Annotated in this window: 20 protein-coding genes; 7 read left to right on the top strand and 13 right to left on the bottom strand. The window is 73.0% G+C overall.

All coding sequences use genetic code 11. The features are described from left to right. The first annotated feature begins 13 nt into the window (after positions 1-13). Entirely contained in the window at positions 14-985 is a 972-nt protein-coding gene (locus AC0665_RS28965) for a helix-turn-helix transcriptional regulator (RefSeq protein WP_478509545.1), read from the top strand. Positions 986-1007: 22 nt separating this feature from the next. Here AC0665_RS28965 and AC0665_RS28960 read toward each other — a convergent pair whose 3' ends face one another. Continuing rightward, on the bottom strand, positions 1008-2309 hold the full coding sequence (locus AC0665_RS28960) for an MFS transporter (RefSeq protein WP_478509546.1): 1302 nt from the start codon (positions 2307-2309) through the stop codon (positions 1008-1010). Positions 2310-2380: 71 nt separating this feature from the next. On the opposite strand from AC0665_RS28960, the gene AC0665_RS28955 reads away from it, so the two are divergent. Next, positions 2381-3394 carry a GlxA family transcriptional regulator gene (locus AC0665_RS28955; RefSeq protein ID WP_478706077.1) on the top strand — a complete coding sequence of 338 codons (1014 nt, stop codon included), beginning with the start codon at positions 2381-2383 and terminating at the stop codon, positions 3392-3394. Here the strand turns inward: AC0665_RS28955 and AC0665_RS28950 are convergent. The 3 genes from AC0665_RS28950 to AC0665_RS28940 all read right to left on the bottom strand — a co-directional run bounded on the left by AC0665_RS28950 (position 3384) and on the right by AC0665_RS28940 (position 6580). Then, positions 3384-4433 (bottom strand): alcohol dehydrogenase catalytic domain-containing protein, encoded by a 1050-nt coding sequence (locus AC0665_RS28950; protein WP_478607773.1) that lies wholly within the window; start codon positions 4431-4433, stop codon positions 3384-3386. The genes AC0665_RS28955 and AC0665_RS28950 overlap by 11 nt on opposite strands. After that, the gene (locus AC0665_RS28945) at positions 4433-5581 is read right to left on the bottom strand and encodes an acyl-CoA dehydrogenase family protein (RefSeq protein ID WP_478706076.1); all 1149 of its coding nucleotides are present in this window, start codon (positions 5579-5581) and stop codon (positions 4433-4435) included. The genes AC0665_RS28950 and AC0665_RS28945 overlap by 1 nt, the downstream gene beginning before the upstream one ends. Before the next feature lie 84 nt (positions 5582-5665). Continuing rightward, complete coding sequence (locus tag AC0665_RS28940) at positions 5666-6580, bottom strand: SDR family NAD(P)-dependent oxidoreductase (protein WP_478509549.1); 915 nt, start codon at positions 6578-6580, stop codon at positions 5666-5668. A gap of 104 nt (positions 6581-6684) precedes the next feature. Here AC0665_RS28940 and AC0665_RS28935 point away from each other — a divergent pair, with 104 nt between their 5' ends. Next, complete coding sequence (locus AC0665_RS28935; RefSeq protein WP_478706075.1) at positions 6685-7611, top strand: cyclase family protein; 927 nt, start codon at positions 6685-6687, stop codon at positions 7609-7611. A gap of 400 nt (positions 7612-8011) precedes the next feature. Here the strand turns inward: AC0665_RS28935 and AC0665_RS28930 are convergent, their stop codons facing one another. The 4 genes from AC0665_RS28930 to AC0665_RS28915 form a co-directional block, all read right to left on the bottom strand. Next, positions 8012-8491, bottom strand: coding sequence for an ATP-binding protein (locus tag AC0665_RS28930; protein ID WP_468412135.1), 480 nt, complete (start codon positions 8489-8491; stop codon positions 8012-8014). 443 nt (positions 8492-8934) lie between these two features. Continuing rightward, positions 8935-9921, bottom strand: coding sequence for an acyl-CoA dehydrogenase family protein (locus AC0665_RS28925; RefSeq protein ID WP_478607761.1), 987 nt, complete (start codon positions 9919-9921; stop codon positions 8935-8937). Between the two features lie 6 nt (positions 9922-9927). Beyond that, the gene (locus AC0665_RS28920; RefSeq protein WP_478607759.1) at positions 9928-11061 is read right to left on the bottom strand and encodes an acyl-CoA dehydrogenase; all 1134 of its coding nucleotides are present in this window, start codon (positions 11059-11061) and stop codon (positions 9928-9930) included. Between the two features lie 9 nt (positions 11062-11070). Then, a complete protein-coding gene (locus AC0665_RS28915; protein ID WP_468636274.1) occupies positions 11071-12273 on the bottom strand; it encodes an amidohydrolase family protein in 1203 nt (400 codons plus the stop codon). Between the two features lie 100 nt (positions 12274-12373). Here AC0665_RS28915 and AC0665_RS28910 point away from each other — a divergent pair, with 100 nt between their 5' ends. After that, on the top strand, positions 12374-13876 hold the full coding sequence (locus AC0665_RS28910; protein WP_478706074.1) for a class I adenylate-forming enzyme family protein: 1503 nt from the start codon (positions 12374-12376) through the stop codon (positions 13874-13876). Positions 13877-13913: 37 nt separating this feature from the next. On the opposite strand, the gene AC0665_RS28905 is transcribed toward AC0665_RS28910, so the two are convergent. Then, complete coding sequence (locus tag AC0665_RS28905; protein WP_468411686.1) at positions 13914-14426, bottom strand: EF-hand domain-containing protein; 513 nt, start codon at positions 14424-14426, stop codon at positions 13914-13916. Between the two features lie 168 nt (positions 14427-14594). Next, positions 14595-14975: an STAS domain-containing protein gene (locus AC0665_RS28900; protein WP_468411688.1), complete on the bottom strand. Its 381-nt coding sequence runs from the start codon at positions 14973-14975 to the stop codon at positions 14595-14597. Between the two features lie 363 nt (positions 14976-15338). On the opposite strand from AC0665_RS28900, the gene AC0665_RS28895 reads away from it, so the two are divergent. Further along, entirely contained in the window at positions 15339-15920 is a 582-nt protein-coding gene (locus tag AC0665_RS28895) for a sigma-70 family RNA polymerase sigma factor (RefSeq protein ID WP_478706073.1), read from the top strand. Then, positions 15917-17227 carry a maleylpyruvate isomerase N-terminal domain-containing protein gene (locus AC0665_RS28890; protein WP_478607751.1) on the top strand — a complete coding sequence of 437 codons (1311 nt, stop codon included), beginning with the start codon at positions 15917-15919 and terminating at the stop codon, positions 17225-17227. Before AC0665_RS28895 ends, AC0665_RS28890 begins: the two co-directional genes overlap by 4 nt. A 96-nt stretch (positions 17228-17323) precedes the next feature. Here AC0665_RS28890 and purU read toward each other — a convergent pair whose 3' ends face one another. Next, positions 17324-18205: a formyltetrahydrofolate deformylase gene (gene purU, locus AC0665_RS28885; protein WP_468636267.1), complete on the bottom strand. Its 882-nt coding sequence runs from the start codon at positions 18203-18205 to the stop codon at positions 17324-17326. 46 nt (positions 18206-18251) lie between these two features. Beyond that, positions 18252-18752, bottom strand: a complete 501-nt coding sequence (locus AC0665_RS28880; RefSeq protein WP_363119774.1) for an SCO4402 family protein — start codon at positions 18750-18752, stop codon at positions 18252-18254. Between the two features lie 117 nt (positions 18753-18869). Between AC0665_RS28880 and AC0665_RS28875 the strand changes: the two genes are divergently transcribed. Further along, positions 18870-20180, top strand: coding sequence for an ABC transporter substrate-binding protein (locus AC0665_RS28875; RefSeq protein WP_478706072.1), 1311 nt, complete (start codon positions 18870-18872; stop codon positions 20178-20180). 73 nt (positions 20181-20253) lie between these two features. On the opposite strand, the gene AC0665_RS28870 is transcribed toward AC0665_RS28875, so the two are convergent. After that, the gene (locus tag AC0665_RS28870; RefSeq protein ID WP_478706071.1) at positions 20254-21975 is read right to left on the bottom strand and encodes a hypothetical protein; all 1722 of its coding nucleotides are present in this window, start codon (positions 21973-21975) and stop codon (positions 20254-20256) included. Positions 21976-22133: the final 158 nt, after the last annotated feature.

The raw sequence follows: 22133 nt of genomic DNA, 5'->3' as shown, positions 1-22133 counted from the left end.
AGGGGGCGGGAACATGGCGGTGACCTCCGCGCGCGCACTCAGACTGCTGTCGGTCTTCGGCATCGGCGCGACCCTGACCGCGCGGGAGCTCGCGGAGAGGCTCGGCGTCTCCGTCCGGACCGTGCGACGCGACATCGACACGCTCAGGGAGCTCGGGTACGAGATCGAGGCCGTGCGCGGGGCGGGCGGCGGCTACCGGCTCGGCCGCGCCACCCGCCTGCCGCCGGTCGTCTTCGACGAGGACCAGGCGATCGCCGCGGCCGTGGCGCTCCAGACCGTCCCCGCGGTCCTGTCCGGCATCCGCGAGAACGCGGCCCGCGCCCTCGCCACGCTCCAGCAGGCGATGCCCGCCCGCAGCCGTATCCGCACCGAGCCGTTCACCGTCACCGCGGCGCGCAACTACTGGGAGTTCCCCGCGGCTCCCATCGACGCCGAGATCATCCGCGTCATCGGCGGCGCGATCAACCGCCGGCACTTCGTGCGGGTGGACCACACCGGCGAGGAGGGCCGGACGACGCTGATGCTGGAGCCGCACGACCTCGTGGTGTGGGCGGCACGGTGGTACCTCGTGGCGTTCGAGCCGGAGGCGGACCGATGGCGGGCGATACGCGTCGACCGCCTCGCACCGCGCATGCCCACGGGGATACCGTTCGGCCGCCGCGAGGTCCCGCACGGCGATCCGGTCGCATTCGTCATGAGCACACACGATCGCGGCGACACCCCGGCGCCATGGCCCTGCCGCGGGTCGGCACGCGTCGCACTGCCCGCGCCCGTCGTCGCCCGGTTCGCCCCCGGCGGGTCCACGGTCGAGCACGACACCGACTCCGGTTGCCGGCTCACGCTCGGTGCGTGGTCCTGGGCCGGGCTCGCGGGACTGCTCCTGACGTTCGACGCCGACGTCACGGACATCGAACCGGCGGAGCTCAGGCAGGCGCTGCGCTCCTTGCGCACCCGTATCGACGAAGGACTCGGGCGCGCCCCGTGAGCGCGCCCGGCCCGCGGCCCCCTCAGGCCGTCACCGCCGTCCCCACCGCGCGCCGCCGGATCACCAGCGCCATCAACGCCGCCGCGGCGCACAGCGCCCCCGACGCGTACCACATCACGTCGTACGTCCCGAAGGTGTCGCGTGCGACGCCGCCCAGGAAGGCGACGGCGGCGGCGCCCACCTGGTGGGAGGCGAGGACCCAGCCGAAGACGATCGCGCTGTCCTCGCCGTACTGCTCACGGCACAGGGCCAGGGTCGGCGGGACGGTGGCGACCCAGTCGAGGCCGTAGAAGACGATGAAGAAGATCATCGGTGGATGGACGGCGGGGCCCAGCAGGAGCGGCAGGAACATCAGGGACACGCCCCGCAGCGCGTAGTAGACCGCCAGCAGGCGGCGCGGCTCGAAGCGGTCCGTGAACCAGCCGGAGGCGATCGTGCCGATGACGTCGAAGACCCCGATGACCGCGAGCAGGGAGGCGGCGGCCTGGACGGGCATGTGCGCGTCGTGGGCCGCGGGGATGAAGTGCGTCTGGATCAGGCCGTTGGTGGAGGCGCCGCAGATGGCGAAGGTGCCTGCCAGCAGCCAGAACGGGCCGGTGCGCACAGCGGAGAGCAGGACGGTCACGGCCCGGCGGGCGGCACCGGGCACGGGCGGCGGCTTCGGCACGAACGCGGTGGCGCCGTAGGGCCTTTGGCCCACGTCCGCCGGGTGGTCGTGCAGCAGGAGCCAGACGAACGGCACGACCGCCAGCGCCGCGAGGGCGACCGTCACGGCCGCCGGGCGCCAGTCGTAGCGGTCGATGATCCAGGACAGCAGGGGCAGGAAGATCAGCTGGCCGGAGGCCGAGGCGGCGGTGAGGATGCCGCTGACCAAGCCGCGCCGCTCGGTGAACCAGCGGTTGGTGACGGTCGCCGCGAAGGCCAGCGCCATCGAGCCGGAGCCGAGACCGACCAGCAGGCCCCAGCACAGCATCAGCTGCCAGGCCGCGGTCATCCACACGGTGAGCCAGGAGCCGGCCGCGATCACGGTCAGGGCGACCGCGACGACCCGGCGGATGCCGAAGCGGTCCATCAGGGCCGCCGCGAAGGGGGCGGTCAGCCCGTACAGCGCCAGGTTCACCGAGACGGCGGCGCCGATCGTGCCGCGCGACCAGTCGAACTCCTCGTGCAGCGGGTCGATGAGCAGGCCCGGCACGGAACGGAAGGCGGCGGCGCCGATGATCGTCACGAAGGTGACGGCGGCGACGAACCAGGCGCGGTGCACCCGGGCACGTGTCGGCTTCGGCGGCTGCTGGACGGCCGCTGCTTCGGTTGTCTGGGTCACGCCATAGAGCTTCCGGTCCGCGGGACGCTCCATCGAGTGGCCCGAAGGACAGCATTCGCTACGATCGGGCCATGAGCCGTGAGCCGGAGTTCCGCCCGCATCGCGTCGTCGTCCTCGCCCTCGACGGCCTGCTCCCCTTCGAACTGGGCATCCCGCACCGCATCTTCGGCCGCCCCAGGGACGCCCGCGGGCGCCTGCTGTACGACGTCGTCACCTGCTCGGTCCGCCCGCCCGGCCCGGTGCGGACCGACGCGGACTTCGCCGTCCAGGTCGAGCACGGCCCCGAGGCCCTGGCCACCGCGGACACGGTGATCGTCCCGGCGTCGTACGAACTCGGTCCGGTCTTCGAGCAGGGCGTGCTCACGGGCGAACTGGCCGCCGCCCTGGCCCACATCCGCCCCGGCACCCGGCTCGCCTCCATCTGCACCGGGGTCTACGTCCTCGCCGCCGCCGGTCTGCTCGACGGCCGCCCCGCCACCACACACTGGGCGGACGCCGACCGTTTCCAGCGCCTGTTCCCGCAGATCGACGTCGACCCGGGCGTCCTGTTCATCGACGACGGCGACATCCTGACCTCGGCGGGCGTGGCGGCCGGCATCGACCTGTGCCTGCACATGGTGCGCCGCGACCACGGCGCGGCGATCGCCAACGACGTGGCCCGCCGCACGGTCGTGCCGCCGCACCGCGACGGCGGGCAGGCGCAGTACATCGCCCGGCCGGTGCCCGATCCGCAGCAGGCGTCCACCACCACCGCCCGCGCCTGGGCCCTGGGCCGCCTCCACGAGCCGATCCAGCTGCGCGACATGGCCGCGCAGGAGTCCATGTCGGTGCGCACCTTCACCCGCCGTTTCCGCGAGGAGACCGGCGTCAGCCCCGGCCAGTGGCTCACCCAGCAGCGTGTCGAGCGGGCCCGCCACCTCCTGGAGTCCACCGACCGCTCCGTCGACCGGGTCGCCCGGGACGCGGGTTTCGGCACGGCCCAGTCGATGCGCCAGCACCTCCAGACAGCCCTGGGCGTGACGCCCACCGCCTACCGGCGGACGTTCCGCGCGCAGCACGAGGCGGCCGGCGCTCTCAGAAGGTGAGCACCGCCCGCGCCACCCGCCCCGCCCGCGCGTCGGCCGCCGCCCTGTCGAAGTCCTCGACGGGGTAGGTCCGGGTGACCAGTTCGTCGAGCAGCAGCCTCCCCTGGAGGTACAGGCCGGCGTACAGGGCGATGTCCCGCTGGGGGCGGGAGGAGCCGTAGCGGCAGCCCAGGACGGACTTGTCGAGGTACATCGAGGAGACGCGGAAGGACGCCTCGGCCGTGGCGGGCGGCACCCCGAGCAGGATCGCCTGGCCGTGCCGGTCCAGACAGTCGATCGCCTGCCGGATCAGCTCCACCCGGCCGACGCACTCGAAGGCGTGGTCCGCGCCCGTGGGCAGCAGGTCGCGCACGCCGTCGGCCGAGGTGAGGAAGTCGGTCGCGCCGAAGAGGCGTGCCGTCTCCTCCTTCGCCGGGTTCGCGTCGACGGCCACGATCCGCCCGGCCCCCGCCAGCCGGGCCCCCTGGAGCACGTTCAGTCCGACGCCGCCCGTCCCGATGACCAGGACACTGTCACCGCGGTCCACCCGCGCCCGGTTGAGGACGGCCCCCACCCCGGTCAGCACCCCGCACCCGATGAGCGCCGCCGAGGTCAGCGGAACGTCGTCGGGGATCCGGACCGCCTGTACGGCCTTGACGACCGTGCGCTGCGCGAACGCCGAGCTGGACGCGAACTGGTGCACCGGCGAGCCCCGGTGGCCGAACGGCCGGCCCGGGCGTCCGATGGTCCGCCGGCACATGGTCGGCCGGCCCCTGTCGCACTCCGCGCACGTGCCGCAGTTCGCCAGGGTGGACAGCGCCACATGGTCCCCGGGCACGACATGGGTGACGCCCCCACCGACCGCCTCCACGACCCCGGCACCCTCATGGCCCAGCACCACGGGAACGGGGAAGGGTATGGTCCCGTCCACCACCGACAGGTCGCTGTGGCACAGCCCGGCCGCCGCGATCGCGACCCGCACCTCGCCCGGCCCCGGCTCGCGCACCTCCAGGTCCGTCACGACCCGGACCTGCTTCCCGTCGAAGATCACGCCTCGCATCACACGGCCCCCTTTGGCTCCCTGGGCAGGCCGAGCACGCGCTCGGCGATGATCGTGCGCTGGATCTGGTCCGAGCCGCCGTAGATCGTGTCGGCCCGGGAGAAGAGGAACAGATGCTGTGCGGCGTCCAGTTCGTACGGCGCCGAGGCGGACCAGTCGGCGGGGCCCACTCCGGCCGACGCGCCCCGCACCAGCACCGCCAGCTCCCCGAGCCGCTGGTGCCAGCCGGCCCACAGCAGCTTGGCCACGCTCGGGGCCCCCGCGTCACCACGGCCGCCCAGGGTGCGCAGGGCGTGCCAGCGCATCGTCCGCAGCTCGGCCCACTGCCGCACGAGCCGCTCCCGTACGACGGCATCGCGCACCGCGCCCGACTCGACGGCCGCCCGCACCACACCGGCCAGTTCCGCGGCGAACCCGATCTGCTGGGCCAGCGTGGACACCCCTCGCTCGAAGCCGAGCAGGCTCATGGCGACACGCCAGCCGTCGCCCTCGCCGCCGACGACGTGCTCCGCGCGGGCACCGTCGAAGAAGACCTCGTTGAAGTCGCTGGTGCCCGTCAGCTGCCGGATGGGACGGACCTCGATCCGGCCCGGTTGGTCCATGGGGACGAGGAGGAACGTCAGCCCGTGGTGGCGCACCGAGCCGGGTTCGGTCCTGGCCAGCACGAAACACCAGTCCGCCTCGTGCGCGAGCGACGTCCAGATCTTCTGCCCCGTGACGCGGTACGCCCCGCCGCCCGGCTCGCGCACGGCCGCGGTGCGGACACCGGCCAGGTCCGATCCGGCGCCGGGTTCGCTGTAGCCCTGGCACCACAGTTCCTCCCCGGCGGCGATCGGCGGCAGGAACCTCGACTTCTGCTCGTCGGTGCCGTGGGCCAGGAGCGTGGGGGCGAGCAGGTTCTCCCCGATGTGCCCGGAGCGCGGGGGCGCGGCCGACCGGGCGTACTCCTCGGCCCAGACGACCTGCTGGGTGAGGGTGGCTCTGCGATTTCCGTAGCCGTCCTCGTCCCAGCCGAGCCCGATCCACCCGGCGGCGCCGAGGGTGCGCTCCCAAGTGGGGCGGTGGGCGGCGTCCTTGGCATGCGCGCCGAGCCAGTCCCGGGCCTCGGCACGAAAGGCCTCGTCGTCCGGCGTGAACCCGAAATCCACGATCGCCGCCTCCTCCAGGGGCGCGGGGAACCGCGCGAACAACCACGACGGACCCGCACCCGCCAAATCTCCGAACCCCCCGGGCTACTGGGCGTTGGGCCGCTCCCCCTCGACCGCCGCCCGCTCCATCTCCCGCACCCGCTCCAGCATCGGCATCGGGTCCACCCCCACCGACCCGGGCAGGAACTCCGCGATCCTCTCCGCGGTCCAGCCGCCGGGGGCGTACGCGGCGCGCAGTTCCCTCGGCTGCGCCCACACCGCGATCTTCGCCCCGGCCACCGTGTACACCTGCCCGGTGATCTCCCGCCGGGCGGCCGCGTCGGACAGCAGGTAGACCACCAGCGCGGCGACGTCCTCCGGCTCCCCGATCTCGGCCAGTTCCACCGGCACTCCCGCCGACATCCGGGTCCGGGCGACCGGCGCCACCGCGTTCGCGGTCACCCCGTACTTGTGCAGCCCCAGCGCGGCGCTGCGCACCAGCGAGATGATCCCGCCCTTGGCGGCGCTGTAGTTGGCCTGGGACACCGACCCCTGGTGGTTGCCGCTGGTGAAGCCGATGAGCGTGCCGGAGCGCTGTTTCCGCATCACCGCGGAGGCCGCCCGGAACACCGTGAAGGTGCCCTTGAGATGCGTCGCGACGACCGGGTCCCACTCCTCCTCGGTCATGTTGAACAGCATCCGCTCCCGCAGGATCCCGGCGACGCAGACCACCCCGTCCAGCCGCCCGAACGAGGCCAGCGCCACGTCGACGACCCGCTGCCCGCCCGCCATCGTGGAGATGTCGTCGGCGACGGCCACGGCCGTGCCGCCCGTCGCCTCGATCTCCTTGACCACGGCCTCGGCGATCTCGCTCGTCGGCGAGCCGCCGTCGACCGAGACGCCGTAGTCGTTGACGACGACCCTCGCCCCCTCGGCCGCCGCCGCGAGGGCGACCGCCCGGCCGATGCCCCGCCCGGCGCCCGTGACGGCGACGACCTTGCCTGCCAAGAAGTTCCCCACGCCCGGCCCCTTCCCGTCCCACGGTTTCTGACGGACCGTTAGATACCTCGTCACCGGATTCTACGACCCGTCAGATACGGGAAGACAAGCCCCGGGGAGGGCCCATGTCGCTGCCGGACGCGTTCCACGACATCGCCAAGCGCGTCAACAACTGGGGCCGTTGGGGAGCCGACGACGAGATCGGCACTCTGAACCTGATCACCGACGAGGTCGTCAGGCGAGCCGCGGCGACCGTGCGCACCGGCCTGTGCATCCCGCTCGCCCTGCCCCTCCGGCAGGACGGCGTGCAGACCGGCATGATCCCCGGCCGGATCGACCCGCTGCACGCGATGGTGCAGATCAACCAGGAGATCTTCGGCCCGGGCACGGTCGCGTGCAGCGACGACGTCGTGACCATGGGACTCCAGGCCGCCACCCACTGGGACGCCCTGTCCCACGTCTCGCACGGGGGCCGGCTCTACAACGGCCGTCCCGCCGGCACCGTCACCGCGCACGGCGGAGCCGAGTTCAGCGGTATCGGCACCGTCCGGCACATCGTCTCCCGCGGGGTGCTGCTCGACGTCGCCCGGGCCCGGGGCACGGACCGGCTCGACGGCGGGTACGCGGTGACGCCCGAGGACCTGGAGGCCGCCGAGGAACTGGCCGGCACCCGGGTGCGGGCCGGAGACGTCGTGCTCGTACGGACCGGGCAGATCAGGGTCTGCCTGGCCGGGGACCGGTACGGCTACGCGCATCCGTCGCCGGGTCTTTCGATCCGTACGCCGCGGTGGTTCCACGCGCGCGACGTCGCGGCCGTCGCCAACGACACCCTGACCTTCGAGGTGTTCCCGCCGGAGGTGGCGGACCTCTGGCTGCCGGTGCACGCCCTGCACCTCGTCGAGATGGGCATGCCGCAGGGCCAGAACTGGAATCTCGAAGAGTTGTCCACAGCCTGTGGACAAGCGGGCCGGTACGCGTTCCTGCTGACGGCGACCCCCGAGCCGTTCACCGGGGCGACCGGCTCTCCGGTGGCGCCGGTCGCCGTGCTGTAGGCCCCGGCGCGGCCGGGCCGCCATCCCCTGAAGCTGGATGGCGGCGCCGCGCTGCTCGCCCCGAGCACGGCAGCGCGCGCCGCCACCCGACTCCGGCGCTCCCGCCCCGACTTCCTGGCCCCGAAGGAAGCCGACGCCGAATCACGACTCACACTCGACGAGGGCTGCCGTCCACCGAAGCCCTCGTCGTCCCCTCACGGCGAATCGCTGCTCACCAGCGTGAGCACATGGTCACGACGCGTCAACACCCGTTCGGCGGAATATCGTTTATGCGGCTTTTGCCGTGGGCGCGCACGGAAGCACATCCCGGCGCACCGCCGCATGCCGCGACGGCAACCGGCCGTCGGCCTGCATCCGTGCCCCGGCACCGCCGCACAGCCCCGCGGCATGTGCCGCCGCGCTACACCGCCTCGTAGGCCAGCCCCTCGAAGGCGGCCCCGCCGCCGTAGGCCACCGCCCCGCCCCCGCACGACGCCGACAGGCCGGGGGACTTCGCGCACCGGTCCAGTTCGCACCAGATGCGCTTGCCGGTGGCCTCGACGCTCCAGCCCCAGCGGTCGGCGAGCCCGTCGACGAGAGCCAGGCCCCGCCCGCCGGTCGCGTCGTCGCCGGCGCACCGGGGCACGGGGGCCCGGCCGCTGCGGTCCGCGACCTCGAGACGGACGGTGGCCTCCTCCGTCACCACGGGAGGCAGGGACAGCCGCAGGACGGCGGGACGGCCGGTGTGCACCACGGCGTTGGTGACGAGTTCGGAGACCAGCAGGATCAGCGTCTCGGCGAGGGGTTCGTCGGCCTGTATGCCGGACCCGGCCAGGCGGGAGCGGGCCCACCGCCGGGCTCGCCCCACTTCTGCTGGGTCGGGCCGGATCTCCAGCTGCACTTGAAGCACCTGCACCGCTCACACCATCCGAACCGGCGGACACTTAGGCTCGCGCCTCACGAGGGCCACGATCGTAGCCATTTTCTGCATGGCCAGAACAACGGCCGGGACAAGGATCACGGAACGTGAATCCCTTGTGGGACAGCATGGTTGACGTACAGTCACGCCAACAAGCGCTTCGGGCATATTCCAGCGCGAAGGATTACCCGTGCGGCATACTGTGCGACGCTCGCCGCGGGCAGTCGAACAGGCCGCGCCACTGGGTCGCACTGCGCTCGGAGCCACTCGCATCTCACACAAGGTACCGGAGCGGGCCATCGACTCCAGGTCGTGACGAGTCACGCTGAGGACACAAGCCGGTATCAACGCTCCGTGATCCCGTCATGCCACGATCCATGACATCTTCCGGCGCACGCGCGGCGATACCGCAGCCAGACGGCCTGTCAGGCCGCCCCGGGCAACAGGGCGGCCGCGAGCAGCTCCTCACTCTCCGTGACACCGCCCGCACGTTGGGTTCGAACCCATGCGCGTTTCAGATGCAGATGGACGTCGGACTCCCAGGTGAAGCCCATGCCGCCGTGCACCTGGAGACAGTCGCGGGCGCCGCGCACGGCGGCCTCGTCGGCGAGGAGCCGGGCCGCGGCGATGTCGGCCGGGTCGGCGGTGACGGCGGCCGCGTACACCGCGGCGCGGGCCGTCTCCACCCGGACCAGGATCCCCGCGCACAGGTGTGCCACCGCCTGGAACGCCCCGACCGGCCGGCCGAACTGTTCGCGGGCCCGGGCGTGTTGCGCCGCCAGTTCACCGACGCGCGCGGCGGTGCCGAGTTGCTCGGCGGCGGTGAGCAGGATCGCCACGGGGTCGGGGGCGGCGGTATGCCCGGCGGGCACGCGGTGCAGGGGGGTGAGCGGATCGACCGACCGCAGCGGCATGGCCCCGGTGGCGTCCCCGCGTACGACGTCCGCCTCCGCCAGCCACTCGACCGGCCCGCCGTCCACGGCCGTCACCACCGTCTCCCCGGTGGCCGCGCCCGGGACGGTACCGGCCGCCAGGTGGGTGGCGACGAGCGGCCCGGGCAGCAGCGCCCGCCCCGCCTCCTCGAACACCAACACCGCCTCCGGCAGCCCCAGTCCCACCCCTCCGTCCGCCTCCGGCAGCCGCAGCGAGAAGAAACCGGCGTCCCCGAGGACCCGCCACAGCCCCCGGTCCAGCCGCCAGGAACCGGCCCCGACCCCGACCCCGACCCCGGCAGCGTCCCGCTCCGGCCGGGCAGCCGCACGACCCGTCCCCGGGGCGTCACCCCCCGCGCCGTCGGCGGTCTCACCCGCCCCCACGGCCGCCCGCAGTGCCTCCGCGCCGAAGCGCCGGGTGAGCAGCAGCCGTACTCCCTCCCGCAGTGCGCGCTGGTCGTCGGTCAGGCGGAACCGCACCGCGTCTCACCGTCCTTTCGGCAGGCCGAGGAGGCGCTCGGCGATGATGCCGTGCTGGATCTGCGAGGTGCCGGCGGCGATGGTGTAGGAGAGGGAGGACAGCCGGTGGAGCGTCCACGGCCGGTCCAGGTCGAGGCAGTCGGGCCCCAGCACCTCGGCGGCGGCGTCGTAGAGCTCCTGGCGGGCGTGCGAGTAGCGGAGCTTGAAGACCGAGCCCGCGGCGCCCGGCACGCCGCCCGAGGCCTCCGCCGCGCTCACGTTCCACTGCGTGAGCCGCCACAGCGCCCGGAACTCGGCGTTGAGCCTGCCCAGCCGGCGCCTGAGCACCGGGTCGTCCCAGCGACCGTTCTCGCGGGCCTCGGCGGCCAGTTCGCCCAGCACCCGGCGGCAGGCGACGACCTCGCCCGCGAAGGCCGTGCCCCGCTCGAAGGACAGCGTCACCATGGTCACGCGCCAGCCGTCGTTCTCCTCCCCCACCCGGTTCGCCACCGGCACCCGCACCTCGTCGAGGAACACCTCGGCGAACTCGGCCGACCCGGCGAGCGTGCGCAGCGGCCGTACGGTGATGCCGGGCGCGTCCATGGGCAGGGCGAGCCAGGTGATGCCCCGGTGCCGGGGCGCCTCGGGGTCGGTGCGGACCAACAGCTCGCACCAGTCGGCGACTTCCGCGTGGGAGGTCCAGATCTTGGAACCGGTCACCACGTAGGAGTCGCCGTCGCGCCGGGCGCGCGTGCGCAGCGCCGCCAGGTCGGAGCCCGCCTCCGGTTCGCTGAAGCCCTGGCACCAGACCTCCTCGCCGCGCAGGATCGGCGGCAGCCAGCGCTCCCGCTGCCGCGCCGTGCCCTCGGCGGCGATGGTCGGGCCGGCGTGCAGCAGCCCCACGAAGTTGGCCCCCACATAGGGCGCACCGGCCTTCTCGGTCTCCTCCAGGAAGATCAGCCGCAGGGTCGGGGAGGCACCCCAGTGCACGTCGGCGTATCCGGCGTCGTGGAGCCTGCGCTGCCAGCCGAGGTCGTACGCCCGCCGCCCGGGCCAGTCGTCGGGGGACGGCTCGGGCGGGAGGCCGGGGAGCGTGCGCGCGAGCCAGTCGCGCAGCCGGGCCCGGAAGTCCTCCTCCTCGGGCGTGTACGACAAATCCATCGGCGGGCCTCAGCGGTCCGAGTCCAGGTCCAGGCCGAGCATCCGGATGGCGTTGCCCCGCATCAGCTTGTACACCGTCTCGTCGTCGAGGCCCTTCACATGGTCGAGGGCGACCTCCTTGGTGTGCGGGAAGGTCGAGTCGACGTGCGGGTAGTCGGTCTCGAAGGTGGCGTTGTCCCGGCCGACCACGTCGATCGAGGCGACGCCGTGCTTGTCGCGGAAGAAGCAGCAGTACATCTGCCGGTAGTAGTACGTCGACGGCGGCTCGGGGACCGTCTCGCGCACGCCGCCCCAGGCGCGGTGCTCCTCCCACACGTCGTCGGCGCGCTCCAGGGCGTAGGGGACCCAGCCCATCTGGCCCTCGGAGTAGGCCAGTTTGAGGCGCGGGAAGCGCACCAGGACCCCGCTGAAGAGGAAGTCCATCATCGAGGCCATCGCGTTGTTGAAGCTGAGGGAGGCCTGGACGGCGGGCGGGGCGTCCGGTGAGGCTGCGGGCATCTGGGAGCTGCTGCCGATGTGCATGTTGACGACCGTCCCGGTCTCCTGACAGACGGCGAAGAACGGGTCCCAGTAGCCGGAGTGGATGGACGGCAGGCCCAGGTGGGTGGGGATCTCGGAGAAGGTCACCGCCCTGACCCCGCGCGCGGCGTTGCGGCGGATCTCCGCGACCGCGAGGTCCACGTCCCACAGCGGGATCAGGCACAGCGGGATGAGCCGCCCACCGCTGTCGCCGCACCACTCCTCGACCATCCAGTCGTTGTAGGCGCGCACACAGGCGAGGGCGACCTCCTTGTCGTGCGCCTCGGCGAAGGTCTGCCCGCAGAACCGGGGGAAGGTGGGGAAGCAGAGGCTCGCCTCGACATGGTTGAGGTCCATGTCCTTCAGCCGTTCCGCCGGGTCCCAGCAGCCGGGCCGCATCTCCGCGCGGGTGATGCCCTCCAGGGTCATCTCGTCCCGGTCGAAGCCGACGGCGGCGATGTTGCGCTTGTACGGGAACTTCAGGTCCTCGTAGATCCACCAGTCGGTGGGCTGGCCGTCCGGGTCCATGGTGATCCGGTAGGTGCCGCCGATGTAGGCGAGTTCACCGATGCCGGCGGTCAGCGCCTTGGGCCCGCGCTCGCGGTACCGGGCCGGCAGCCAGGTCTCGAAGAGGTGGGCGGGCTCGATCACGTGGTCGTCGACGCTGATGATGCGGGGCAGTTCGGTCGCCATGGGTCCCCTCCGCCAGACGGTGCTCATCTGATACTCCGTCAGATAGCATCGCATCTGACAACCCGTCAGCCAAGCGGTACCCAAGGAGCAGGGGGCAGCAGTGAACGACACCCCGCACGCCCTGAGTTCGTCCCGCACCCTGTGGGAGCTGGTCACCCGCCGCGCCGCTCTCACCCCCGACCGGCCGCTGTTCCTCCAGGACGGCCGCACGCTCACCTTCGAGGGCCTGCGCGCGCGTGCCGAGCGGGTCGCGGCCGGGCTGCACGGCATGGGCGTACGCCCCGGCACCGTGGTGGCCTGGCAGCTGCCCACCCGTATCGAGACGGCCGTGCTGTCCTTCGCCCTGGCCCGGCTCGGCGCCGTGCAGAGCCCGCTGATCCCCTTCCACCGGGACCGCGAGGTCGGCTTCGCGCTGCGCGAGTCCCGGGCGGAGTTCTTCGCCGTGCCGGGCCTCTGGCGCGGTTTCGACCACGCGGAGATGGCCCGCCGGCTGGGCGCCAAGGGCGTCTTCGAGGCCTACGGCGACCTGCCCGACGGCGACCCCTCCGTGCTGCCTCCCCCGCCCCGCGACGGCACCGCCGTCCGCTGGATCTACTGGACGTCCGGCACCACCTCCGAACCCAAGGGCGTGCTGCACACGGACCGTTCGCTGCTCGCGGGCGGCTCCTGCCTGGCCCACGCGCTGCGCCCCTCGGCGGACGACGTGGGCTCGATCGCCTTCCCCTACGCCCACATCGGCGGGCCCGACTACACCGTGATGCTGCTGCTGTACGGCTTCCCGGCGGTGCTGTTCGAGCAGTTCGCGCTGCCGGAGGCGCTGGATGCCTACCGCGCGCACGGGGTGACCATGGCCGGCGGGTCGACGGCGTTCTACTCGATGTTCCTGGCCGAGCAGCGCAGGCGGCCGGACACGCCCGTGGTGCCGACCCTGCGGCTGCTGGCGGGCGGCGGGGCGCCCAAGCCGCCGGAGCTGTACCACGCCGTGGTGCGGGAGATGGGCGTGCAGCTCACCCACGGCTACGGCATGACCGAGGTGCCGATGATCACCATGGGGGCACCGGACGACGGCTCCGAGCTGCTGGCGACGACCGAGGGACGGCCACCGGAGGGCATGGAGATCCGCGTCGTGGACGGGGAGGTGCGGCTGCGCGGGGAGGCCGTGTGCCGCGGGTACCTGGACCCGGGGCACACGGCTCAGGCCTTCGACGAGGACGGGTTCCTGCGCACCGGCGATCTGGGGCACCTGACGGAGACCGGGCACCTGGTGCTCACCGGCCGCCTGAAGGACGTGATCATCCGCAAGGGCGAGAACATCCCGGCCCGGGAGATCGAGGACCTGCTGCACCGGCACCCGGCGGTCGGCGACGTGGCGGTGATCGGGCTGCCGGACGCCGAACGCGGGGAGCTGGTGTGCGCGGTGGTGGAACAGCCCCCGGGATCGGAGGCGTTGACGCTCGCGGGCGTGACCGCCTTCCTGCGCGCCGAGGGGCTGTCGGTGCACAAGCTGCCCGAGCGGCTGGAGGTGGTGGACGCCCTTCCGCGGGGCGAGACCCTGCGGAAGGTGCTGAAGTACCGGCTCCGCGCGCGCTTCGCGGGCATGTGAGAACGCTCGGGCGCGCGGCCTGCTCGGGCTGTTCGGCCTATTCGGGCACGGTGAAGTAGCGGGCGAAGGCCGGGACGACCTCGGCCTCGCCGACCTTGCCGTCACCGTCCCCGTCGAGCGCGGCGGCGGCCGGCCGGGCGGCGTCCTCGGGGACGCCGAGACACTTCAGGACGCGTGCGGCCTCCTCGACCGTCGCGGCACCGTCACCGTCGGTGTCGGCGACGTCCAGGGCCGCGTGCAGGAAGGGGCGGGCGATCTCGGCGAACCGGTCGGGGTTGTCGCGCAGGCGCTTGACCGCGCCGTTGACGAACTCCTCGCGCGTGATGCGCTGGTCGCCGTCGCGGTCCGCCATCCCGGCCATGCCCTGCCAGAAGGCCTCGGCACCGCCGTACAGGGCCTGCCCCTTGTCGGACCGGGCCGCCACGCCGAACTCCGCCAGGAGCCCCTTGGCCGCGCCGTAGAAGTCCTCGCGGTCGATGTAGCCGTTGCCGTCCTGGTCGAAGGTGGCGAACCGGGCGGCGATCCTGCGCTCGTACTCGCTGCTGACCATGTCTCTCTCGGGCCGCCTTACGTCGGGTGGGGTGGGTCTCGGTCGGAGCGTACGACGGAGGGAGCCGTTCGGGCGTGGAAAAACGTCACTTCAGCCAAGACCGGGGGAATTCCGGGACAACGGTGTGCCGGAACGGCGACACTCGGCCGACCGTGCGTCACCGCCCCGTCACGCGGACAGGGGTTCGCCCTCGTCGCCCAGGGCCTCGTCCACATCGCCGTACACGTCGAACAGCCTGCGGACGCCCAGCGCGCCGAGGACGCGGTTGACGTGGGAGCCGTCGGCCGCGCCCCGGGCGGGCAGCACCAGGCGCAGCCGGCCCTGGCAGGAGCGGATCAGCCGGCGGGCCGCGATGAGCACACCGACACCGCTGGAGTCGCAGAAGAACACCTCGGACAGATCCAGGACGAGACAGTGGTGTCCCTCGGCGACCACGTCGTGCACGCGCTGACGCAGCACCGGGGATGTCACCAGATCCAGCTCGCCCGACACCTGGAGCACGGCCCATTGGCCCTGCTCACCGCCGGTCACTTTGAAGGTCACCACCACGCCCCTCGCTCGCCAGAACGGAAGCAGTCCCTACGCTTCCTTGCAGCGCGGCTGCCCAGCGGGCGTTTCCCCGAAACGCAACCCGAAAAACGGATCCCCCACGTAAGAGGCTTGTTTTAGTCGAGTTCGATCCTGTTCGATCCTCTTCAGTCAGGTCTGATCGGAGGGTTCATGGGTAGGCGCGAGCCCAAAGGCCCCCGGTGCGAGCGCCGGTGGTCCTCTACCACCTGCGGCCGGTCAGGGGGCGCACATTGCCACAAAGGGGCGTGCGCTACCGGACGTGCCGACTACATTCGAGGAGACGTCGGGCACAGGCTGGACAGGGCACGCGCGCGGGACACGAGCAGGGGGTGAGGGGGCCGCATGGCGAAAAAGGACGTACCGCCGCGCTGGGACCGCAAGATGCAGCAGCGGCTCACCCGCGGAGAGGCGGCCGCCCTCGGTGAGCTCTACGACCGGTTCGCCTCCCTGGTGCACGGCCTGGCCCACCGCGTGCTCGGCGACGAACACGCCGCCGACCGCGTCACCCGCGAGGTCTTCCTCCACGTCTGGGAGCATCCCGACACCTACGACCCCAAGCAGGGCCCGTTGCGCACCTGGGTCGCCACGCTGACCCACCGGCTGGCGGTGCAGCGGCTGCGCGCCACCGAGACCGCCGCCCTCGCCCGCGACGGCGCCGGCACCGCGGAGGAGCTGGAGCACCGGGTGCGCCGCGCCTCGGTCGCCGCCCGCGCCGACTACATCGTCCAGTCCATGCCGGTCCCGCTGCGCTCGGCCCTGGAACGGGCCTACTTCCAGCGCCGCGACTACCGCCAGACCGCCGCCGACCTGGGCATCACCGAGGACGAGGCCCGCCGCCGGCTGCGCCTGGGCCTGCAACTGCTCTCCACCGCCCACGAGACCGAGGCACCGGGCGCACCGCCCGGATTCGGGGGTGCGGTGTGAACGGGCCGGAGCGGTTCGAGGCGTACGACGGCGGCGAGGAGGACGGCCGCGAGGAGCAGGGCAGCCGGCGGGACGGGGACGGCGCCCGGGACGACGGCGGCGACACCCCGGAGCCCGGACGCCCGCCGCGCATCCCCATGCCCCGGATCTCCGTCGAGGACGGCGGACTGCCGCTGCCCACGCCGCCGCCCGCACCGCCCGTCTTCGAGCACGCCGTGCTGAAGGCCCTGCTCGGCGCCTGGGCACTGGCCGCCTGCTCGGCCGAGGAGGCCACGGCCGTCGAGGAGCACCTCGGCGAGTGCGGCGACTGCGCCGACGAGGCCCGGCGGCTGCGCCAGGCGGTCGGACTGCTGCAACGCTCCGAGAGTCTCGACCTGGACCCCGGACTGCGCACCCGCGTCCTTCAGACCTGCCTGGAGCGGCGCCCGCCGCGCATCCCGGTACCGGAGTGGGCGGCCGCCTACGACGCCGAGACCGCGCGCCTGGACGCGCTGCTCCAGGACTTCGGCGACGCCGAGTGGCACGCGCCGGTACGGCTGCGCTGGTTCCGCTCCGACGAGCCGACCAGCCGCCGCACCACCGTCGCCGGGGTCATCGCGCACCTGCTCAGCGTCGACGGCCTGGTGGCGGTCGCGCTCGGCCTGGACGACCCGCTGGGCGACGCCCCGCCCCGGCACCCGACTCCGGCGGGGCGCACCGAGGCGTTCTGGCGCGCCTCGCACTTCCCGCCCTCCCGCTTCCTGCGGGCGCCCTGGCGGGAACAGAGCCACCACCTCGTGCGCACGGTGGCCTTCACGGACGGCGGCGGCCGGCTGCCCGTCTCCTACGGCGACTTCGAGCTGCCCCTGCACGACGCGATGCTCGACCGCGCCTTCGAGTGCTGGGTGCACGCGGAGGACATCGCCGACGCGGTCGACTACCCCTACGACCCGCCCTCGCCGCGCCATCTGCACCGGATGATCGACCTGGCGGCCCGGATGCTGCCGACGGCCCTGGCCCACCGCCGCCTGGCCGGCCTGGCCTCCCCCGCCCACCACCGCCACCTGGTCGCGGCGGGCGAACCGGGCCGCAGCCTCCGCCTGGAGATCGAGGGCTCGGGCGGCGGCGAGTGGCTGATCCCGCTGGACTCCCCCGCGGCGAAGGGCTCCGCCGAGCACGAGGTGGCCCATGTGGCCCTGGACGGCGTCGAGTTCTGCCGCCTGGCCGCCGGCCACGTCCCTCCGCAGGAGGCGGCGGCAGGCCAGGTGGGAGACAAAGAGGCGATCAGGGACGTCCTGTTCGCGGCCGCCTCACTGAGCAGGATGTAGACCCGGCCTCGGGGGGCGCGCCCCTGGGGGCGCGGGGAACTGCGCGAACAACCACACACAACCCGCACCCGCCACGAAACAGGACAACCCGGGCTACTAGGCGAAAATCACAGTCCGCCGCCCATTGAGCAGAATCCTCCGCTCCGCATGCCACTTCACGGCCCGCGCCAGCGCCTGGCACTCCACGTCACGCCCGATCGCGACCAGCCCCTCGGGCGTCACGTCGTGCCCGACCCGCTCGACCTCCTGCTCGATGATCGGCCCCTCGTCGAGGTCGGCCGTCACATAGTGAGCGGTGGCTCCGATCAGCTTCACACCCCGGGCGTGCGCCTGATGGTACGGCTTCGCGCCCTTGAAGCTCGGCAGGAACGAGTGATGGATGTTGATGATCCGCCCGGAGAGCGCCTTGCACAGGTCGTCCGACAGCACCTGCATGTACCGGGCGAGCACGACCAGTTCCACACCCTCGTCGCGCACGATCTCCAGCAGCTGCGCCTCGGCCTCGGCCTTCGTGTCCTTCGTCACCGGAATGTGGTGGAAGGGGATGTTGTACGAGCCCACCAGCTCGGCGAAGTCCGTGTGGTTCGACACCACCCCGGCGATCTCCACCGGCAACGCCCCGGTCCGCGCCCGGAACAGCAGGTCGTTCAGGCAGTGCCCGAACTTGCTGACCATCAGCAGGATGCGCATCTTCTGGTCGGCCCGGTTGATCTGCCAGTCCATCTGGAACGAGTCACCGATCGCCGCGAAGCTGGCCCGCAGCTTCTCCACGGTCACCGGCGCGTCCGCCGAGAAGTGGACCCGCATGAAGAACAGTCCCGTGTCGTGGTCGCCGAACTGCTGACTGTCCTCGATGTTGCACCCGGTCATGAAGAGGTAGCTCGACACGGCGTGCACGATGCCCTTGCGGTCAGGGCAGGACAGGGTGAGGACGTACTGGTCGGGCGGGACCGCGGCGCTGGTGGACTGCTCGTTCATGCAGGACAGGTTCCCACAAGGAACGACACCACCGGCAATCGTCCCGCTAGGCGGACCTGGTCATGATCCGCAGCACGTCGAGGCTGCGCGGCGGCGTGTCCGGTTCCTCGCCGTCGCTCGCCGCGAGCCGCACATGCGCGTCCCGGGCCGCCCGGACCGCCTCCGGCCACGCCTCGTGCTCGAGGTACGCGGCGACCGGTGCGTCCGGCCCGACCTGGTGCATGATCCGCAGCACCCGCAGCACCGCGGTGTCGACGAGGGCCGCCTCCTGGGAGTCGCGGAAGATCGTGCCGACGTACTTCTCGGCGGACCAGTGGTCCAGCCAGGTGTCCTCGACCAGCCGGTACACCGCGTCGGTCACGTCCCCGTAGCCCTCCACGCCGGCCAGCCAGACCTCCCTCTGGAACCCCGGGTCGGAGAGCATGTGCAACGCCGAGCGCACGTTGCTGCGCCAGCGCCACCACGGCATGTCGTTGACAGGCATGCCGCCCATGGTGGATGAGCGACGGCCACGACGGGAAGAGTTTTCCGAAGCTTGCACGGTCATCGATCGTACGTTCCCCTCCACATCGGTCACACCGACCCCCGCAATTCACCGGCGCGTCACCCATTGTCGACCAGAGATCACTCAAGGGTTGGTCATGTGACGGAATCGTGCGGAACCATGACCGGCAGGCGACGCATCCGCAGCCCATTCCTCCCCGGCCTCCTCACCCGTCACGCCAGAAACGGGATACTCCGCGCGGGCACGGCGGTCGCGAGCGCGTCGCTCCTCGCCGGCTGCGGTGTCGTCCCCGGCACCACGGGGGATGCCGGGGGCGACACCATCACCGTCATGACCTGGGCCCCGCAGGACACCAAGGCCACCAACAAGCCCGGCATGCCCGCCTTCGCCCAGGCCTACGCCCGCTGGGTCAACGCCCACGGCGGGATCGACGGCCGCGAGCTCAACGTGCTGACCTGCAACGACCACAACGACAGCGTGGCGGCCGCGAAGTGCGCCCGGCGGGCCGCCAAGGAGAACGTGGTCGCGGTCGTCGGGTCCTACAGCCAGCACGCGGACTCCTTCTTCCCCTCGCTGGAGGGCGCCGGCATCCCCTACATAGGCGGCTACGGCATCACCAACGCCGAGTTCACCAGCCCCCTGTCCTACCCGGTCAACGGCGGCCAGCCCGCACTGCTCGCCGGTCTGGGCAGCGCCCTCGCCGGGTGCGGGACCGTCGCGCTGATCCGGCCCGACACCATCACGGGCGATCAACTGCCCCCGCTGCTCGACTCCGGTCTGAAGGCGGGCGGGCACCGGGCCTCGCACGACCTGCGGGCGGCGGAGGACGCCACCGAGTACGACGGCCAGGCGGAGCGCGCGCTGCGCACGACGACGGCCGGCGCGGCGGACGACGGGTGCGTGGTGCCCGCGCTGGGGGACCGCAACGGCACCTTCATGGACTCCTTCCGGCGGGCCCGCGAGGACTACCCGGACGTGCGGACGGCCACCGTGCTCGGCAGCGTCGACCAGACGGTGATCGACGCGACCGGCGGCGCCTCGGGGCCCTACGAGGGCTCGTACATCACCGGCTGGTACCCGGTGGCGAGCGACCCGCGCTGGGACGAGATGAAGCGGGTGATCCGCGAGGAGGCCTTCGGCGACAACCGCATCGACCCCGCGGACGCCGGAGTGCAGACCACGTGGATCGCCTACACGGTGTTCCGGCAGATCGCCGAGTCGCTCGGCGGCGGCGAGGTGACCGCGGACACGGTGACGGAGGCCCTGGACGACGGTCTGAAGGTCACCACGGGCGGGCTCACGCCGACGCTTCGGTGGCGGTTCCAGGACAAACTCGCCTCGGTGGGCTTCCCGCGCCTGGTCAACGCGAACGTGACCCTCCAGGTGGTGCGGGAGGGGCGGCTGGTGTCGGCGCGCAAGGGCTTCGTCGACACGACGAAGACGCTGCAGGACGCCGACGTGAACTACTGAGCCCGACGGCCCGGTGCGGGACGGCACGGCCGCGGACGTCCCTGCTGTGGATGTCCCGCCCGCGCCGTCCCCGTCACAGCTGGGTCGGCTGACGCTCGGTCAGGCCGTACTTCTTGGCGATCCCGTTCCACAGCCCGGCGGCCTTGGCCTTCTCGGCGCTGGCGACGCCGCTGGCCCGGTTGCCGGCCTGGGTCTGGCCGGTGACGCGGGCCTGGCCCTTCTTGCAGCCCTTGCGGCCGGCGGTCTGGTCGGCCCAGGCCGCGTAGTGGTTGTCGGCCGAGGCGGAGGCCTGCCAGGCCTTGGTGAGGGCGGTGGTCAGCGCGACGTGGTCGGGCAGCCGGTCGACCTCGATGCCGGAGAGCCGGGTGACCAGCCCGCTGCGCTGCTTGGCCGCGTCGCGCAGGTCCTTCGCGGCCTGGGAGAGGTTGTCGCAGCCCTTGACGTCGGCGACCGCCTTGATCACGGTGCTGCGGCTGTTGCCGCTGTCGGCCAGCAGCTTGTCCAGCTCGACGGCCTGGGCCCGGGCCGGGTCGGCCGACGGTGAGGCGGAGCCGTCCGTCGCGGGCGCGGAGGCCGCCACGGTCTTGTTGTCGCCACCCTCGTCCTCGCCGCCTCCGCCACTGGCGAGCAGCGCGCCCGCGCCGACGCCGAGGACGGCGATGCCGATGCCGACGGCCGCGATGACGGGCACGCGCGAGCCGGAACGGCCACCGCGCGAGCGCCCTGCGCCGGGCGGGACGTGAGAGGGCTCCGGGGCGCCGTACGCGGGCTGGGGCCGGGGCTGCTCGATGCGGGGCATCTGCTGCGTGGCCCCGGCCGGGCCCTCGGCGCCCTGACCGCCACCGCGGAAGAGGTTGTCGAACTCGGCGGGCGGCTGCTTGTCCCCGCCGGGCACCGGCGCGATGTACTGCGTCGCCTCGGCGTCCGGGTTCGGGGCGGGCGGCAGCGGCCCGGTCCCGAGGAACCGTGTGGCCTCGGGGTCCGCCCCGGACGGCATCTCGGGCGGCAGCGCCCCAGGCCGGACGGGGGGTATGTACTGGGTGGCCCCTTCGTCGGCGGCCGGCGCCACGGGCGGTATGTACTGAGTCGCCCCTTCGTCGGCGGCCACGGGCGGTATGTACTGCGTGGCCCCCTCGTCGGCGGCCGGGGGCAGGGGCGCGCCGCCGGGGGCGGTCCCGTAGGCACCGGAGGCCGGGGAGTGCGCGGCCGGCCCGCCGTACGCGTCGACGGCCGGCGGCAGGCCGGTCCCGTACGGATACCCGTGGCCCGGGGCCGCCTGCGGCTGCTGTCCGCCGGGGCCGTTCCCGTGCGGGTAGCCGTACGCGGGTGCGCCCGAGCCCTCCGGGGGCAGCGGGGCTCCGGCGCCGGGGGTGCCGTACGGGTTGTGGCCGGGCGGAGTCGCGGACGGCTGGGCCGCGCCGTACGGGTCGGGGTTCCCCGCCGTACCGGCGTACGGGTTCTGATGCCGGGGGCCCTCCGGAGGGAGTGCTCCCGGGGCCTGGGCGTCCCAGGCGGGCGGGGCCTGCGTGCCCCACTGCTGCGCGGACTGCCCGCTTCGGTCCGGCGGCGGAGTCTGCTGCTGTCCGGGGCCCCACGGCTGGCCCCAGGTCTGGCCCTCCGCGGGGGCGGACGCCTGCGGCCCGCCCGTCGGAGGCGGGGCGGTCCGGTGGCCGGGGGCGTCACCCGGTCCGCCCGTCATGCCCGGCAGCAGGGGCTCGCCACCGTCCGAGGGCAGCACGATGCCTTCGCGCGCGGGGCGCGCCGAGGGCTCCTCGCCCTGTCCACTCTGCGTCACCGGGACTCCTACTAATGGGGGACCTTGTGAATCGTCGGCTCACGCTACCGGGTCCCCGGAGCCCCGTGCCACGCAGCACAGGGCCCGGCCTCCTGCCCTGTGAGCGCGGTGACACCGCCGGATCACGGCCGCCGTTCCTGTCACCTCCCCTGGGCCGG

The sequence above is a fragment of the Streptomyces sp. NPDC043685 genome (assembly GCF_056436585.1).
Note: the sequence above shows the minus strand (reverse complement) of the source record. Positions and strands in the feature narration are given on the sequence as shown.

Bases quoted from the DNA above. Each gene is read 5' to 3' on its own strand.
- AC0665_RS28965 (WP_478509545.1), top strand. From the start codon at position 14: ATGGCGGTGACCTCCGCGCGCGCACTCAGACTGCTGTCGGTCTTCGGC.
- AC0665_RS28880 (WP_363119774.1), bottom strand. From the start codon at position 18,752: ATGACCGTGCAAGCTTCGGAAAACTCTTCCCGTCGTGGCCGTCGCTCA.
- purU (WP_468636267.1), bottom strand. From the start codon at position 18,205: ATGAACGAGCAGTCCACCAGCGCCGCGGTCCCGCCCGACCAGTACGTC.
- AC0665_RS28920 (WP_478607759.1), bottom strand. From the start codon at position 11,061: ATGGATTTGTCGTACACGCCCGAGGAGGAGGACTTCCGGGCCCGGCTG.
- AC0665_RS28915 (WP_468636274.1), bottom strand. From the start codon at position 12,273: ATGGCGACCGAACTGCCCCGCATCATCAGCGTCGACGACCACGTGATC.
- AC0665_RS28955 (WP_478706077.1), top strand. From the start codon at position 2,381: ATGAGCCGTGAGCCGGAGTTCCGCCCGCATCGCGTCGTCGTCCTCGCC.
- AC0665_RS28935 (WP_478706075.1), top strand. From the start codon at position 6,685: ATGTCGCTGCCGGACGCGTTCCACGACATCGCCAAGCGCGTCAACAAC.
- AC0665_RS28875 (WP_478706072.1), top strand. From the start codon at position 18,870: ATGACCGGCAGGCGACGCATCCGCAGCCCATTCCTCCCCGGCCTCCTC.
- AC0665_RS28895 (WP_478706073.1), top strand. From the start codon at position 15,339: ATGGCGAAAAAGGACGTACCGCCGCGCTGGGACCGCAAGATGCAGCAG.
- AC0665_RS28950 (WP_478607773.1), bottom strand. From the start codon at position 4,433: ATGCGAGGCGTGATCTTCGACGGGAAGCAGGTCCGGGTCGTGACGGAC.
- AC0665_RS28905 (WP_468411686.1), bottom strand. From the start codon at position 14,426: ATGGTCAGCAGCGAGTACGAGCGCAGGATCGCCGCCCGGTTCGCCACC.